The sequence below is a fragment of the Rhodospirillaceae bacterium genome (assembly GCA_016722635.1).
Lineage (GTDB): Bacteria > Pseudomonadota > Alphaproteobacteria > JAEUKQ01 > JAEUKQ01 > JAEUKQ01.
In genome coordinates this window covers 413,375-428,647 of sequence record JADKIX010000003.1, presented here as the reverse complement: position 1 = coordinate 428,647, position 15,273 = coordinate 413,375, and the positions used below count along the sequence as shown (strand labels likewise).

Annotated in this window: 14 protein-coding genes, 1 tRNA gene and 1 CRISPR repeat array; of the genes, 6 read left to right on the top strand and 9 right to left on the bottom strand. The window is 45.5% G+C overall.

Translation table 11 applies throughout. From position 1 onward, the window contains the following. Window positions 1-53 precede the first annotated feature (53 nt). From IPP67_02300 to IPP67_02275, 6 genes are all read right to left on the bottom strand, one after another. Window positions 54-1,349: an adenosylhomocysteinase gene (locus IPP67_02300; protein MBL0338031.1), complete on the bottom strand. Its 1,296-nt coding sequence runs from the start codon at window positions 1,347-1,349 to the stop codon at window positions 54-56. A gap of 145 nt (window positions 1,350-1,494) precedes the next feature. Then, complete coding sequence (locus IPP67_02295; GenBank protein MBL0338030.1) at window positions 1,495-1,758, bottom strand: HPr family phosphocarrier protein; 264 nt, start codon at window positions 1,756-1,758, stop codon at window positions 1,495-1,497. Further along, the gene (locus IPP67_02290) at window positions 1,755-2,180 is read right to left on the bottom strand and encodes a PTS sugar transporter subunit IIA (GenBank protein MBL0338029.1); all 426 of its coding nucleotides are present in this window, start codon (window positions 2,178-2,180) and stop codon (window positions 1,755-1,757) included. Before IPP67_02290 ends, IPP67_02295 begins: the two co-directional genes overlap by 4 nt. Before the next feature lie 49 nt (window positions 2,181-2,229). After that, window positions 2,230-3,123 (bottom strand): RNase adapter RapZ, encoded by an 894-nt coding sequence (rapZ, locus tag IPP67_02285; protein ID MBL0338028.1) that lies wholly within the window; start codon window positions 3,121-3,123, stop codon window positions 2,230-2,232. A gap of 109 nt (window positions 3,124-3,232) precedes the next feature. Further along, window positions 3,233-4,882 (bottom strand): stimulus-sensing domain-containing protein, encoded by a 1,650-nt coding sequence (locus IPP67_02280; protein MBL0338027.1) that lies wholly within the window; start codon window positions 4,880-4,882, stop codon window positions 3,233-3,235. A gap of 40 nt (window positions 4,883-4,922) precedes the next feature. Further along, entirely contained in the window at window positions 4,923-5,645 is a 723-nt protein-coding gene (locus IPP67_02275; GenBank protein ID MBL0338026.1) for a response regulator transcription factor, read from the bottom strand. Window positions 5,646-5,816: 171 nt separating this feature from the next. On the opposite strand from IPP67_02275, the gene IPP67_02270 reads away from it, so the two are divergent. Continuing rightward, a tRNA-Arg gene (locus IPP67_02270) sits at window positions 5,817-5,893 on the top strand. Between the two features lie 91 nt (window positions 5,894-5,984). On the opposite strand, the gene IPP67_02265 is transcribed toward IPP67_02270, so the two are convergent. Continuing rightward, window positions 5,985-6,377, bottom strand: coding sequence for an FKBP-type peptidyl-prolyl cis-trans isomerase (locus tag IPP67_02265; protein ID MBL0338025.1), 393 nt, complete (start codon window positions 6,375-6,377; stop codon window positions 5,985-5,987). 254 nt (window positions 6,378-6,631) lie between these two features. Here IPP67_02265 and IPP67_02260 point away from each other — a divergent pair, with 254 nt between their 5' ends. From IPP67_02260 to IPP67_02240, 5 genes are read left to right on the top strand one after another with little or no spacing between them, the layout of a single operon-like run. Beyond that, entirely contained in the window at window positions 6,632-10,168 is a 3,537-nt protein-coding gene (locus IPP67_02260; GenBank protein MBL0338024.1) for an FAD-dependent oxidoreductase, read from the top strand. A gap of 9 nt (window positions 10,169-10,177) precedes the next feature. Further along, the gene (locus IPP67_02255; GenBank protein ID MBL0338023.1) at window positions 10,178-11,005 is read left to right on the top strand and encodes a fumarylacetoacetate hydrolase family protein; all 828 of its coding nucleotides are present in this window, start codon (window positions 10,178-10,180) and stop codon (window positions 11,003-11,005) included. A 21-nt stretch (window positions 11,006-11,026) separates the two neighbouring features. Continuing rightward, window positions 11,027-11,629: a DedA family protein gene (locus IPP67_02250; protein MBL0338022.1), complete on the top strand. Its 603-nt coding sequence runs from the start codon at window positions 11,027-11,029 to the stop codon at window positions 11,627-11,629. A gap of 36 nt (window positions 11,630-11,665) precedes the next feature. Beyond that, on the top strand, window positions 11,666-12,172 hold the full coding sequence (locus IPP67_02245; GenBank protein MBL0338021.1) for a disulfide bond formation protein B: 507 nt from the start codon (window positions 11,666-11,668) through the stop codon (window positions 12,170-12,172). Then, window positions 12,165-12,719, top strand: a complete 555-nt coding sequence (locus IPP67_02240) for a demethoxyubiquinone hydroxylase family protein (GenBank protein ID MBL0338020.1) — start codon at window positions 12,165-12,167, stop codon at window positions 12,717-12,719. The genes IPP67_02245 and IPP67_02240 overlap by 8 nt, the downstream gene beginning before the upstream one ends. Here the strand turns inward: IPP67_02240 and IPP67_02235 are convergent. Then, a complete protein-coding gene (locus tag IPP67_02235) occupies window positions 12,716-13,279 on the bottom strand; it encodes an HNH endonuclease (protein MBL0338019.1) in 564 nt (187 codons plus the stop codon). The genes IPP67_02240 and IPP67_02235 overlap by 4 nt on opposite strands. Window positions 13,280-14,095: 816 nt before the next feature. Further along, window positions 14,096-14,700: a CRISPR direct-repeat array (repeat unit 34 nt; unit sequence GTTATAGCTTCCTTTTCCACACGGATGCTCTATA). A gap of 243 nt (window positions 14,701-14,943) precedes the next feature. Beyond that, window positions 14,944-15,249: a CRISPR-associated endonuclease Cas2 gene (gene cas2, locus IPP67_02230; GenBank protein ID MBL0338018.1), complete on the bottom strand. Its 306-nt coding sequence runs from the start codon at window positions 15,247-15,249 to the stop codon at window positions 14,944-14,946. Window positions 15,250-15,273 lie beyond the last annotated feature (24 nt).

Sequence of the window (15,273 nt, the reverse complement as noted above, 5' to 3'; positions counted from 1 at the left end):
AGACGGGGTTGATAAAAATGGAATTTTATCAACCCTAGATTCTGCAGCAATCATTAGTAGCGATAGCTTTCTGGTTTAAACGGCCCTTTAACTGGGACATTAATGTAATCAGCCTGTTTTTTATTCAGGGTTGTCAATTTAACCCCAATTTTTGCCAAATGGAGGGCCGCCACTTTTTCATCTAGTTTTTTTGGTAACGTGAAAACGTTTTTCGTATAGTTTTTGTGGTTCTGCCATAATTCGATTTGCGCTAACACCTGGTTGGTAAAGGATGTACTCATCACAAAACTTGGGTGTCCGCTGGCACAGCCTAAATTAACTAAACGCCCTTTAGCTAAAACAATCAATCTTTTGCCGTCCGGGAAGACCACTTCATCAACTTGCGGCTTCACTTCTTCCCACCGGTAATTCCTAAGGGCATCAATCTGGATTTCTTGGTCAAAATGCCCGATGTTGCAAACAATCGCCCGGTCTTTCATGTTGCGCATATGATCGAGCGTGATGATATCCACATTTCCGGTGGCAGTCACAAAAATATCCGCATAACCGGCCACGTCTTCAAGCGTTGTCACCTGGTATCCTTCCATGGCAGCTTGCAGGGCGCAAATAGGATCAATTTCCGTTATGATAACGCGGGCGCCTTGGCCTCTTAAAGAACTGGCACAACCTTTGCCGACATCGCCAAAACCGCAAACTACCGCTACTTTTCCGGCCAACATTACCCCTGTCGCTTGCTTGATACCGTCAATCAGGCTTTCGCGGCAGCCGTATAAATTATCAAATTTTGATTTGGTGACGGAGCTATTGACATCCATGGCAGGAATTGCCAATTTTTTCTGGCTAGCCATTTCATATAAACGGCGTACTCCGGTTGTGGTTTCTTCTGAAACCCCCTTAATGTTTTTCAACAATTGTGGATATTTCTCATGCAAAACCTGGGTTAAATCACCCCCATCATCCAGCAATAAATTCGGCGTCCATTGATTGGGGCCGGTAATGGTTTGTTCCACACACCACCAATATTCCTCCTCACTCATCCCTTTCCAAGCAAATACCGGGATGCCAGCGGCTGCAATGGCGGCGGCGGCATGATTTTGGGTTGAAAAAATATTGCAGGAACTCCACCGTATTTCTGCCCCTAATTTAACCAATGTTTCAATGAGGACTGCTGTTTGGATGGTCATATGCAAGCAACCAGTAATTTTAGCGCCTTTCAAGGGGGACTGGGCTGCATATTCTTGCCTTAAAGCCATTAATCCCGGCATTTCCGTTTCAGCAATACTGATTTCGCGCCGGCCCCATTCTGCCAAAGACAGATCAGCCACTTTATAATCAGTTTTTTTCATCATTGATTTCTTCCTTTATGTGCATGCAAGTGCGGGTCAGTAGTTGATATAGCAGTAGGGGGAAATGAAATAAAAAACAAGAAACTTTTTTTGCTTGGGAAAGGCAAAATACGGCGATCATTATTTCCGAAGAAGGCATTTGATTGCCTTAATCTTCGCTGAATTTATTTTCGATCAGTGTTTTCAAGGCAAGTGCCGCCTGCTCCGCGTCCACCCCCTCAGCTTTAATCGTGATCTGGTCATCCTGCCCGGCATTTAACATCAGTAATTCCATGATGGATTGCCCAGAAGCTTCAAGCCCATTCTTTAAAACGACAATTTCACTGGCAAACAAGCCCGCAGTCTTGACGAATTTTCCGGCAGCCCTGGCGTGTAAGCCGCGTTTATTAAGAATTTTTAAGATTATAATCATTTTACCAAGGGTAGGGTTGCTTTTCGATTATTAAGAACTTGGGACGCAATATTGATATATTTGCGACCTTCTTCTTGGGCAGCGGTGGCTGCCTCAATTAAAGAACCGCTTTGCCTTATGCGGGTTAATTTCACGAGCATCGGTAAATTAATCCCAGCAATAACCTCAATCGGTTCTTGTTCCATGATAGAAATAGCCAGGTTGGATGGAACACCACCAAACATATCGGTTAATACAATGACCCCTTGACCCAGATTGACGGATTGAATGGTTTGCTGGATTTCTTGGCGCTTATGCTCCATATTATCGGCGCTGGCGATACAGACACATTTAATATTTTCCTGTGGACCTGCTACATGTTCTAACGTGCTGAAAAACTCTAAAGCTAACTTTCCGTGGGTTATCAAAACAATCCCGATCATATACCTCTCCTGAAACTAATACCGAATCTTCGGGATATTAGCAAAATGCTCACCCTAAGTCTCGATGTTTTATCGTCGGCTGATAGCCTTGGCTAAGCAGCCAATTTGACAATGCTTCCGCTATAAAAACAGAACGGTGTTTACCCCCGGTGCAACCCAATGCAATGTTCAAATAACTTTTCCCTTCATGTTCAAAGGCCGGTAACAGGATCAAAAGTTGGGTTTTTAAAGATTGAAAAAATTGTTCATATAAAGGATCTGCTTGAATATAGGCTTGCACCATTTTCGTTTGCCCACTTAAATGACGGATTGATTCTTGGTAATGAGGGTTACGCAAAAAGCGCAAATCCCAAACCAAATCTGCATCACGCGGCAATCCGTGTCGATAGGAAAATGATGTCAAGTGGATCGACATTTTTGTGATGGCTAAGGATGAACCTAATACCAGGCTGCCAAATTGGCGCAATTTTTCTTTTAAATCAACCGCCAATAACGCGGAAGTATCAATCACCAAATCCGCTTGGTCTTTGAGTGGCGCCAGTAACGCGCGTTCTTGGATAATGCCATCCATAACGGGACGATCGGAGGCCAAGGGGTGACGGCGTCGCGTTTCCGTAAAGCGCCGGACCAACACATCATTATCGCAATCCAAGTATAAAAGACGTACATCAAAGCCTTCTTTGGCTTTTAAGCGGCCAATAACTTCTTGTAAGAGATGCGAGGAAAAACCGATGGTCCGGCTATCAATGCCCAGGGCAAAAGGGCTATGGGATAATGATTCGTTATTTTCGTAACTGAAAGCTTGCAAGAAAGTCATGGGCAAATTATCAACCACATAAAAGCCCATATCCGCAAAGGCTTTTAATGCGGTGCTTCGCCCGGCACCGGAAAGGCTTGTCACGATAATGATGGGATGGTTTTGTAACGTGCTTGATGGGGGCATGCAGGAAATCTTTTATTTAGTTTTTGCTTAAAATTTCACCAGATTATCAATGATCCATAGGTTTTTTGCGACAAAATAATTCTATTTCAAATGTTGAAGCAATATCTTTCTAAATTGCAGGTAAGGTAACGGTAAAAACGGCCCCTGCCTGGGAGCCATCAGGGGAGCGGTTTTGAGCAACAATCCAGCCGCCATGGGCCTCAATTATTTGGCGGCATATGCTTAATCCCAGGCCTGAATGTGTACCGAATTTCTCCTGGTTGGGCCGCAACGAAAAGAATCGTTCAAAGATTTTTTCAAGATTTTCTTCCGCAATGCCCGGCCCGTCATCGCCAACGGAAAACCATATATCCGATTTGGTGGATCCTGCGTTGAGATAAATTTTTCCATTTTCCGGGCTAAAGGATTGGGCGTTCTCAACCAAATTTTGTAAAACTTGGGCCAATCGATTCCGGTGGCCGTAAACCGGTAATGGAGTAGGTGGAACATGGATTATGAAAGCTTGGGCGCTAACCTGTCTGTTAATTTGGACAAATGTGTTAAGCAAATGGCATAAATCAAACAATTCAGGCGGAGTTTTAGAAAATTCGGCATCCAACCGGCATGATTCGGCAATATCGTGGATTAGGCGATCGAGCCTGCCGATATCTTCTTGAACGATAGAAATCATTTTTTGGTCGGCCTCCGCAAGCGGTGTCCGTGCCAAATTTTCTAAAGCGCTACGCATGGAAGTTAAGGGGTTGCGGAATTCATGGGAAACATCGGCTACGAAACGTTCCATATTGTCGATTTGATCTCGCAAGGCTTCCGTCATCCGTTGCAACGATAAGGATAAATAGCCGATTTCATCCCGTCGATGTGTTAAATGAGGCACAGCAGACGATAAGATAGAGGCCGCTGTCAATTGGCGTCTTCTTCGGTCTGGCTTGCCTGGCGAGGAATATAGTATTTGCACTTCTTCAGCCGCTTTTGCCAATTGATGGATGGGTCTTGCAATGGTCTGTGACAAAATAAACGATAAAAGGGTGGTCACGGACAGGCTGATCAAAAAAACCAACAAAATATCCATGTGGAAACGCCGTATTGCCAAGGAAATATTGCTGCCATCCGTGGATAATAAAAGAGCCCCTAGCACGCGCCTGTAAAGCTGGACCGGGACAGCCGCCGTTAAAATTAATTGCCCGGAGCTGTTTTGGCGTACCATATGGCTGTTTTGGCCATCAAGGGCTTGGACAACCTCGGGATAATTGCTAGCGGTTTGGATGGGGAATTCCTGGTACATTTCCAGTTTTTGATTTTCAAACGTTAAATATGACATGAAAGAGGAAAGGGAATTCAGCAGATCGTTGAAATCACCCAGGGAGGATGGGTCAGGCAGGACTTCTATTTGGATGGAATTGCTGGCAAAAGAAGTCCCTGCGGTATCGGTAATCAATATCCCACCTGGAACAAATAGCCTGGCCCGATGCCCCGATATGCTTTCTAAACGTTTGAGCGCGGCGAGTGCAAGCTCAGGCGATAAACGTTCTTCGCCAAATTCACCCCAAATAATGGCAGTACTGGCCAAGGCTGCAGCGAAGATCTTGGCGTCGGTTTCCAAAACATTTTCTTCCCGTTCAATTAAAGTTTGCCGATATTTATTGGTTTGCAAAATACCAATCAGCGGGATCAGTAAGGCAAGCAAGTTAATCAGTAATATGCGTCGGGATAGCCTCGATCGCCGATTTTTAAAATTTATCTTTGTCAGAAATTTTAGCATGAAGGGGGCAATCTTTCCCGAATATCAGTTATTTTAAAGGTTACTCTATTTTATAGCGATATCCCAACCCGTACAGGGTTTCAATTTGATCGAAACTACTGTCAATTTTCTTAAATTTATGCCTGATTCTTTTAATGTGACTGTCAATAGTGCGGTCATCGGCATAATAATCTTGACCGTAGGCGGTATCAATCAATTGATCACGGGTCTTAACGTGGCCTGGGAAGGCTGCGAGTAATTTCAGCAACAAAAACTCACTGACGGTCAAGGGAACCGGCTGGTTTTTCCAAGCGCAGCTGTGTCGTGCCGGATTTAAGGTTAAGGATCCCTTGATAACTATTTTCTCATGATGATTATGTTCGGTAGCGGCAATGGATTGTAAAGGCAAAGGTTGATGACGGCGAAGGACTGCGCGGATTCTCTCGAGTAACAAGCGCTGTGAGAAAGGCTTACGGATATAATCATCCGCCCCGATTTGCAAGCCCGCGACTTCATCCGCTTCCTCATCCTTAGACGTCAGGAAAATGACTGGCGTTAGCGACTGTTGACGCAATTTTTGTAAAAGCTTCATGCCATCCAAAACCGGCATTTTAATATCTAAAATGACCAGATCCATAGGCTCGCGCACAAGGCTATGTAAGGCTTCTCGGCCATCACTAAAGCAACTCACATCAAATCCTTGTTGTTTCAGGAAGATAGAGAGGCTTTGTAAAATGTTTTTATCATCATCAATCAACGCAATATGGGCGGTTACTTCAGGCATTGCATGTATTTCCTAGTCAAAAATAACATCATTGAAACCACCGCATTCTAGCAATTCTAGAAAAAATTGCAGATAAAAATTGTTGATGGGACGGTAAAAACAGTTAATCAGGCACTTGCTTATTAAGGAATTTTTTTGTTATAAAGATCAAGCTAAAACGTGATTGATCATGTCCTCGTAGCTCAGGTGGATAGAGCAACAGTTTCCTAAATTGTAGGCCGCGCGTTCGAGTCGCGCCGAGGACACCAATATTGACCAGCAAACTTCCTGAAGCTTCTCGCTTTATTCATTGTTATCATTGTTCTTGTGAGAACATTTTAATCCCTTGGTTAACGTATTTTACGGTATTTTCCTTTCCCCGTGGATGATGATTTCAACTTTTAATGAAGCGTTCGGGGGAATTATTTTTTCTACCCCCTGGTTACGGTAGGCTAAAAAAGGCGCAATTCTCAAAATCTTTTTTCCGCCTATTCGCATTCCTTGGATACCTTGGCATAAGCCCTCGAAAAGAAATTCCCGGTCAAGCCGGTAATCTGTGGTTAGGGCGCAACCATCTTCCGAAATTTGGCTTGTATCGGAAAGGCCAAACGCCATAAATCGAGGGGACTGTGACCATATGAGCGGTTCCCTTTGATTGAGCCAGATTGACAATGACATGCGATAAAATCGGTGCCGTTGGACTTCAGGTCCTTTCCCGATAATGTCTTCTAAAATTGTAACGCCAGGCGGCATGCTTATAACCTTTATGATTGGACGAATGAAATTCGTAAGATGGGTTTTGCTTTGAAACCATCATTTATCATCTGGCTTAGAATATTTTTTCTTTCACATTATTATCTTTTATCCATAAGAAAAATTATTGAAAGGATTTTCTTTAAATTTCTTTCATTTCTTTATATAGGTGAGTAAGCGAAATAAATAAATTTTTTTGCTGATGCTGATCAATGAAATATTCAGTTGCTGTGGGTGCAGATAAAAAGGATGGAATGATGAAAAATACGAAAACGAATGTGAGGCAGTTGCCGTCGTCGGTTCGGCAATTAAAGCTTGCTGGCGGTCTTCAATTCCTTGACCTTTATGATCGTACCGGCATCATCAAATTGGATCACGCTTTTATGGAGTATCTGGAAAAACATCAGCAACCGTTGGTTGGGCGCTTATTGGCTGCCAGGGCTAATCCAGCGGCTGCTAAACCTTTGGAAGAAAGCAATCTGCTGATTGAATTGGCCCCTTACCTGGAGCAGTTTATCGGTGAACTATTTGGTGTGGAAAACAAATTACAAGCTTTATCAGCCCAAACTCATCAATTGGCGCCTCTCTATGCTTGCAAACGCCTATTTGTCCAGCGGCAGGCTGTCAAGGCTTTTAAAGGGGAAGAGGCTGCTTTATTCTCCGTAGGGGAATTAGACCAACAATTAACGGATATCCTAGGTAAAGATTGGGATGAGCTGGCTTTTGCAACCAAAGTGATGGAGTGGGAAAAACAGCCAGATATCCATCAAACCCAAAAAAATATAGCCTTAAGATACGCGGCCTGGGCAACCTTAACCCCGATGGGACAAAAACGTCACCAAAAAGGTATTTTATTTCATCAGCCTCATAAATTAGATCACCAGCATCTGATCCCCCTGGATGTGATAGAAAAGGACGGGGTGCGCATGCTGCGCTTGCCGCCATCTAAACATCGGTCACGGGATGGTTTTTCTTTAACGGATGTAGGTGCTGATTTAAAGCATGCTTTAGATGAAGCCCATTATTGCATCCTTTGTCACGATCAGGGGAAAGATTCCTGTTCCAAGGGGTTAAGAGACCGCAAAACCGGTGAATTTCAGAAATCCGTATTCGGGGTTACCCTGACGGGCTGCCCTTTGGAAGAAAAAATATCTGAAATGCACAGCTTGAAAACCCAAGGCTACGCTGTTGCAGCGTTAGCGGTTGCGGTGGTGGATAACCCCATGCTGGCGGCAACCGGCCACCGTATTTGCAATGACTGCATGAAAAGCTGCATTTATCAAAAACAAGAACCGGTCAATATCCCCCAGGTGGAAACCCGGGTTTTAAAGGATGTTTTGGAATTGCCCTGGGGCTTTGAAATTTACAGTTTATTAACGCGGTGGAATCCCTTAAATATCAGGCGGCCTTTGCCAAAGCCGGAGAGCGGGTATAAAATACTGGTGGTGGGGATGGGGCCTGCCGGTTTTACCCTTGCCCATCATCTGATGAATGATGGCCATAGCATTGTGGCCGTTGATGGGTTGAAAATTGAACCGCTGTCGCCGAATTTATCCGGCATTCAACATAACGGTCAGCGCATTTCTTTCGAACCCATCCAGGATTATAAAGTGCTTGAGGAAGATCTTGATAAAAGGGTGTTGGCGGGATTTGGCGGGGTTGCTGAGTATGGGATCACCGTCCGTTGGAATAAGAATTTTTTAAAAATCATCCGCCTGCTTTTGGAAAGGCGTGAGCATTTCAGCCTGTTTGGCGGGGTACGTTTTGGCGGCACCATCACCATAGAAGCTGCCATGAATTTAGGTTTTGATCATATTGCTTTATGTGCGGGCGCTGGTCGTCCAACCAATATTCCGATGCCCTATGCCTTGGCGAAAGGGGTGCGGATGGCTTCGGACTTTTTAATGGCTTTGCAGTTGACGGGTGCTGCCCGTCATGAATCTATTGCCAATTTACAACTGCGCTTGCCGGTCGTCGTGATCGGTGGCGGTTTGACCGCCATTGATACGGCTACGGAAGCTATGGCTTATTATGTACGGCAGGTGGAGAAATTTGCCGAACGTTACCAAATATTGGTGGGCAAGTTGGGGGAAACAACCGTCCGCAAAAACTGGACGGCAGAAGAAGCCATTGTTTCCCAAGAATTCCTATCCCATGCGGCAGCCATTCGTGCTGAGCGTGTGGCTGCCAAAAAACAAGACAGGTTACCAAAATTTCAGTCTTTGATTGAATCATGGGGGGGCGTAACGGTTGCTTATCGGCGCCAATTGATAGAGGCCCCCAGTTATACCTTGAATCATGAGGAAGTGGCGATTGCCATGGAGGAGGGGATCCAATTTGCCGAAGGGGTGACCCCGCTGGCGGTTGAGGTTGATGAATACCAAGCCGTCAAAGGTTTAAGGGTGAAAGTGGAGCAACAAGGGAGGGTTAGCGAAAAGATATTGCCTGCGCGCAGCATTTTAATTGCAGCCGGAACCCAACCGAATACCACCTTGGCCAAGGAAGAAAGCGATATCATTAAGGTTGAAGGGCGTTATTTCCAAGCCATTGATGCAAATGGCCTGCCGGTTAAGCCGGTTCAAGCGCTTGCCAAACCACCCGTCCCCGAAATGCTGATGTCACGGTATCCTGACGGCCGGTTTATCAGTTTCTTTGGCGACCTGCATCCGTCTTTTTTTGGGAATGTGGTGAAAGCTATGGGCAGCGCCAAGCAGGGATATCCGGTGGTCAGCCGTATTTTATCGAAGCGCCTGCCAACGACCGTTTCCGCGAAAGATTTGGTGCAGCAACTCAATCAGCAGTTACCGGCAATTGTCCATGCCGTCAACCGGTTGACCCCAAATATTGTGGAAGTGGTGCTAAAAGCCCCACAGGCTGCATCCTCGTTCAAGCCCGGTCAGTTTTACCGCCTGCAGAATTATGAAAATTATGCCAAATACACCAACCATACTTTACTCGCGATGGAGGGATTGGCGATGACGGGCGCTTGGACGGATATCGAAAAAGGCCTGATTGCCGTTATTGCCCTAGAAATGGGGGGGTCTTCTGATTTATGCGCCCATCTGCAACCGGGCGAACAAGTCGTCCTCATGGGGCCAACCGGCACGCCTACAGAAATTGTTACCGAACGACTGGCGGTCTTGGTGGGCGGGGGGCTTGGCAATGCGGTATTGTTTTCAATTGGCGCAGCCTTGCGCGCCGCTGGCACCAAAGTTTTGTATTTTGCCGGATATAAAAAACGCCAAGACCGTTACAAGATCGAGCAAATTGAAGCCGCGGCAGATGTTGTGGTGTGGTGTTGTGATGAAGCTCCGGGATTTTTGCCAGAAAGGCCGCAAGATAAAAGTTTTGTGGGTAATATTGTGGAAGCGATGGCGGCCTATGCCAGCGGCCGTCTTGGCACACCGGTCTTGTCGATGAAGGAAACCGACCGGCTGATTGCCATTGGTTCCGACCGGATGATGGCGGCGGTTGCCCGGGCGCGGCACGGAATTCTGGCGCCCTTTATTTCAAAAAACCATCAAGCCATCGGTTCCATCAATTCGCCGATGCAATGTATGATGAAAGAAATCTGTGCCCAATGTTTGCAAACCCACCGTGATCCGGTAACCGGTAAAGAAACAGTGGTATTTTCTTGTAGCAACCAAGACCAACCACTCGATCATGTGGATTGGGGAGTATTATCCGGGCGTCTATCGCAAAATTCCTTGCAAGAAAAATTAACCGCTTTATGGGTTGATCATTCTTTGAAACAATTGGGTTTACGGCCCGCTACGACGGCAAAAGTTTAGGGGGTTCACTTGAAGTATGCGACTTTCTTATACCAAGGTCAGCAATTGGCCGGGGCTGTTGATTTAGGACAACAAACCGTTAAGCCGTTGGCGTTCGATATGATGGATATTATCAAGCAAAAAACATCTTTTGAAGCGCCATCGATCCCTTTTAGCCAAATCACGCTGTTAGCGCCCATCCCCAAACCTGGCCGCAATGTGTTTTGTGTGGGGAAAAACTACCACGAGCATTTGAAGGAAGTCAGCCAAACAGCTGTCAGCGGGGATGCTGTCCCCGAATACCCTATTTTTTTTACCAAGGCAGATAATTGTATTATTGGGCCCAACCAATCCATCAAATTGCCGAAATATTTAAGCTCAAAAATCGATTATGAGGCAGAACTAGCGGTGGTTATTGGCAAAACGGCCAAAAATATTACCCTGGCGCAAGCGGATGAGCATATTTTCGGCTATATGATTGCTAATGATGTGACAGCGCGGGATATCCAAAAACGCCATCAACAATGGTTCCTGGGGAAATCCCTGGATACTTTCCTGCCCATGGGTCCTTGGATTGTTACCAAAGAAGAAATTGGCCAGCAAGACTTAACAATTAAATGTTGGGTCAACGGGGAATTACGTCAGGAAAGCAGCATTTCAAAAATGATTTTTAATATCCCAAGCTTAATCGTTACCTTGGCTGCGGGAATCACCTTGCAGCCGGGCGATATCATCGCGACCGGCACACCGGCAGGCGTTGGCATGGGCTTTAATCCGCCGCGCTTCCTGCGGGCGGGCGACCATATAAAAATCACTATCAGCCATATTGGCGATTTAGAAAACAGGGTTAGCGAATAAGGGCAGGGAACCGAAAGCTACATGGACGAACAGGCCATACCATCAAAGAAGATATCTTTCCAACAACGGATGACGCGGTGGGCGGAGCACCGGTGGGCTGGCTTTTACCTTTTCTGTTTTGCCTTTTTTGAAAGCTGGATATTTCCACTGCCTCCCGATATTTTTTTGATTGCTTTGGTTATAGGCCGTCCTAATCATTGGGTGCGGTGGGCGATTACCTGCACGGTTGGATCGGTGGTGGGTGGGATGATCGGCTACGGCATCGGGGCTTGGTTATATGACACATTGGGCCAGTGGGTTGTCCGTACCTATGGGTTCGAATCGGACTTGGCAAGGTTCCGGCAGATCTATGCGGAATGGGGTGTATGGATTATCTTTTTAAAAGGGTTAACCCCCATCCCCTATAAATTGATAACCATAGCCAGCGGCATAGCGGGGTTCGATTGGCGGATATTTTTGGGGATGTCGATCTTGACGCGGGGACTGCGATTTATAATTGTTGGGTTTCTGGTTTATCGCTATGGTACATATGTCCATCTGATGATGGCCCGTTATCGTGGGCTAAGCATTTTGCTGCTGGTTATCCTAATTATTGCGGGTTTTGCCAGTATCGCTTTTTTATGATAAGAAAAACATCATAGTGGTTGTAAGGAGAAAATTGTGGTCAAAAAACATCCTGCCCATACTGCCCATATTGTTTTTATTTTAATGTTTTGCTGGTGTTTTGCGGCTCTTTTTACAGCCCTCATGGCTCAATATTGGGGCGGGCTTGCGCCTTGCATCCTCTGTCACTATCAGCGGTATCCCTATGTGGCCGGTTTGCTTGTGGCGTTGGTTGCTGCCCTGTTTTGGCCCTCCCGTTGGTTGGCTGCCTTAGGTATTTTATGTATTGCTGCGAGCGGCGCGGTGGCGGTTTTCCATGTGGGTGTTGAGCAGCAATGGTGGGCAGGCACGAATGCTTGTGCAGGCACCCCGATTGATATTGGGCAGGATCCTGGGTCTTTTATCCGGGCCTTGCAAACCCAGCCTTTGGTTCGTTGTGACCGTCCGGCTTGGACATGGGCTGGTATTTCCATGACAGGCTATAATTTATTGTATGCGGTGACAGGGGTTGGTTTATTGGCCTATCTGGCCAGGGCAACCCGGAAGGGAAAAGTGAATGTTTAATGATGCCTACCATCCCCCCTTGCCGGGTGATTTAAGTGAGCAGGAAAGCCTGCATCAGGCCTTGCGCGTCAATCAGGCGGGGGAATATGGGGCGATCCGTATTTACCAAGGGCAATTGGCTGTGCTCAAGGATACCCCTACGGTTGCCCTTGTGCAAAACATGTTGCAACAAGAGCAAAAGCATTTGGATATTTTCAATCAATTATTGCGGCAAGAAAAAGTCCGTCCAACCTTGTTGCATCCGATTTGGCATATGGCTGGCTATGGATTGGGGGTCATCACTGCAGCAATGGGGGTTAAGGCCGCGATGGCTTGTACCGTGGCAGTTGAGGAAGTAATTGACCGGCATTATCAGGAACAATTGGCAAAATTACCCCCCAACCAATCTTCTTTAAAGGCGGTTATTGCCGAATGCCGGGAAGATGAATGCCATCACCGCGATACCGCCCTTGCAAATAAGGCAAATGAGGCGCCTGCCTATCCTGTTTTGAAAACAGCCATTCAGGCCTTGACCAGAACAGCAATTTGGCTGTCAAAGAAAGTTTAGCTTTCTTCGAGTTCGCTGTCCCAATATAAAAAGTCCCGCCAACTTTGGTGCAGGTGATGGGGCGGAAAAAAACGCCCCTGTTCTTGTAATTCCCAACTGCTTGGTTCTTTGGGATAGCGCAGCGGGATCATCCTACTTACCTCTGGCAGATTGTTGCCTTTCTTCATATTGCAGGTTTGGCAAGCGGTTGCCACATTATCCCAATTGGTTCTTCCCCCTCTTGACCTAGGTATGACATGATCAAAGGTCAGTTCTGCGGCCTTATGGGGAGTGCCGCAATATTGGCAGGTGAAACAATCGCGCAAGAATACGTTAAATCTGGTAAAAGCTGGCTTGCGGGATAGGGGGATAAATTCCCTTAAAGCAATGACGCTGGGGATTTTCATGCGGAGGGTCGCGCTGCTGACATAGCGGTCATATTCGCAAAGGATATGAACCCTTTCCAGGCAAACGGCCTTAATGGCATCTTGCCAGGACCATAATGATAAAGGAAAATAACTAAGCGGCCGGAAATCGGCATTAAGGACAAGAGCTGTACAGGCTTCCAAATCTGCAAACAAGATAAATCCTATCTAAGCCATTATACCTATTCTAAATGATTCAAAAACCCATAACGATGTGACCGATAGATCATTCTTATATGGGATCCAAAACGGACAGGTTGTAATATAGTCAAGATTCTGGTTCCAGGCAACTAGGATATCTTAATTTTAGGCTTATCTTTCCCGATGAAAAATTTCGGCGACTGTCCTAGATGACGAAGAAAGTGTTATAAAGGACGTTATGAGAAAGAGCAGATTAAGAAACGAATTCAGGAACGATATTTGACCTGCTCCCCAATAAACTAGTCCAAAATAGAGGAGGGTCTGGTATAGATCAAGGCCCTTAAGACAGGGCAGAAAGAACAGACCTATGAAGAAGAGATTTACGGAAGAACAGATTATTAAAGTGCGGACACTTCCCTGCCGGGGCTACGTGTCGTGCGTGAGCTGGATCGGCTCGTACAGATGCGTGGCAAGCCCCAGGTGATTATCTCTGACAACGGGCCGGAACTGACCAGCGCGGCCGTTCTGATCTGAGCGTCAGCGCAAAGCATCGACTAACATTATATCGCGCCGGGCAAGCCGCAGCCAAACAGCTACACCGAAAGCCTCAACGATAAAATCCGTCAAACCCTGCAAACCAATCAGGGGGCATGCCCCCTGATCAATCATTGATGGTCTTACCACCACCGTCTATAACCACGGCAACACTCTACTCTCTCCTGGATTAGAATTTGGGGGCAGGTCAGGGGTTATTCCTTTTCTGGATGGCTCAATAACTCAAAGAAATTATACAACTTTTAGGATATAAAATCAAACATTGGTCTCGCTATAAGTTATAGCTTCCTTTTCCACACGGATGCTCTATAATACGACAATGTTTTTCCGGCTCTTAACAGCCGTTATAGCTTCCTTTTCCACACGGATGCTCTATAATTGCTATTAGCGGCGTTTGCCAAGATATTTGAGTTATAGCTTCCTTTTCCACACGGATGCTCTATAATATCGGCCAAGCTAATTTGCGCGTTATAGCTTCCTTTCCACACGGATGCTCTATAATGTATGAAATCTGCCTAAGTTATAGCTTCCTTTTCCACACGGATGCTCTATAATTGCCGCAGTGTTTATTGATGACAAGTTAACCACTGTTATAGCTTCCTTTTCCACACGGATGCTCTATAATATAAATATAGGGATATCCTATAATACATGATGGTTATAGCTTCCTTTTCCACACGGATGCTCTATAATGCAATCGGCCACCGTTAAATCAGAAACGTTATAGCTTCCTTTTCCACACGGATGCTCTATAATGTTTAAGGCTTGCTGGACATCATCCAGGCTGTTATAGCTTCCTTTTCCACACGGATGCTCTATAATATATTTCGATCAAAATAATTCTTTAGTTATAGCTTCCTTTTCCACACGGATGCTCTATAATCTTTATAATTTAAAGTTATAGCTTCCTTTTCCACACGGATGCTCTATAATAACCGTTGAGGCTCATAATTTTTCATAGGGTTATAGCTTCCTTTTCCACACGGATGCTCTATAATAGATGCGGGCGAATTGACGACAATTATGAATGGTTATAGCTTCCTTTTCCACACGGATGCTCTATAATATCAACGCATTAACCCCCGAATAAATAAGGGGGTTTTTGCTTTTTTGTGCCAGAAAAATCAGAATAAAACCAGTTGTTCTTTGCCTATTTTTTCCACTTTTTTTAGCGTCCCAACTAAAATTTTAATGCGTGCATATTGCTGATCGGTAATTTCCAACACCCGGATACTGCCTTTTGCGGGCAAATTGTTTTTTAGCCTGCCGATATGTTTATCCACGGTATCCTGCCCTTTGCAGATGCGGCAATAAACCGATAACTGCACCATGAAATACCCGTCGTTAATTAAAAATTTGCGGAATTGGTTGGCACATTTCCGTTCAAATTTTGATTCGGTGGGAAGATCAAAAAACAGCAGGATCCGCATAAATTTCTCTTCCTTATGGTTCAT

Excerpts from the sequence above, each read along its gene's own strand:
- IPP67_02300 (MBL0338031.1), bottom strand. The coding sequence starts at position 1,349 with ATGATGAAAAAAACTGATTATAAAGTGGCTGATCTGTCTTTGGCAGAA.
- IPP67_02295 (MBL0338030.1), bottom strand. The coding sequence starts at position 1,758 with ATGATTATAATCTTAAAAATTCTTAATAAACGCGGCTTACACGCCAGG.
- IPP67_02290 (MBL0338029.1), bottom strand. The coding sequence starts at position 2,180 with ATGATCGGGATTGTTTTGATAACCCACGGAAAGTTAGCTTTAGAGTTT.
- rapZ (MBL0338028.1), bottom strand. The coding sequence starts at position 3,123 with ATGCCCCCATCAAGCACGTTACAAAACCATCCCATCATTATCGTGACA.
- IPP67_02280 (MBL0338027.1), bottom strand. The coding sequence starts at position 4,882 with ATGCTAAAATTTCTGACAAAGATAAATTTTAAAAATCGGCGATCGAGG.
- IPP67_02275 (MBL0338026.1), bottom strand. The coding sequence starts at position 5,645 with ATGCCTGAAGTAACCGCCCATATTGCGTTGATTGATGATGATAAAAAC.
- IPP67_02265 (MBL0338025.1), bottom strand. The coding sequence starts at position 6,377 with ATGCCGCCTGGCGTTACAATTTTAGAAGACATTATCGGGAAAGGACCT.
- IPP67_02260 (MBL0338024.1), top strand. The coding sequence starts at position 6,632 with ATGATGAAAAATACGAAAACGAATGTGAGGCAGTTGCCGTCGTCGGTT.
- IPP67_02250 (MBL0338022.1), top strand. The coding sequence starts at position 11,027 with ATGGACGAACAGGCCATACCATCAAAGAAGATATCTTTCCAACAACGG.
- IPP67_02240 (MBL0338020.1), top strand. The coding sequence starts at position 12,165 with ATGTTTAATGATGCCTACCATCCCCCCTTGCCGGGTGATTTAAGTGAG.
- cas2 (MBL0338018.1), bottom strand. The coding sequence starts at position 15,249 with ATGCGGATCCTGCTGTTTTTTGATCTTCCCACCGAATCAAAATTTGAA.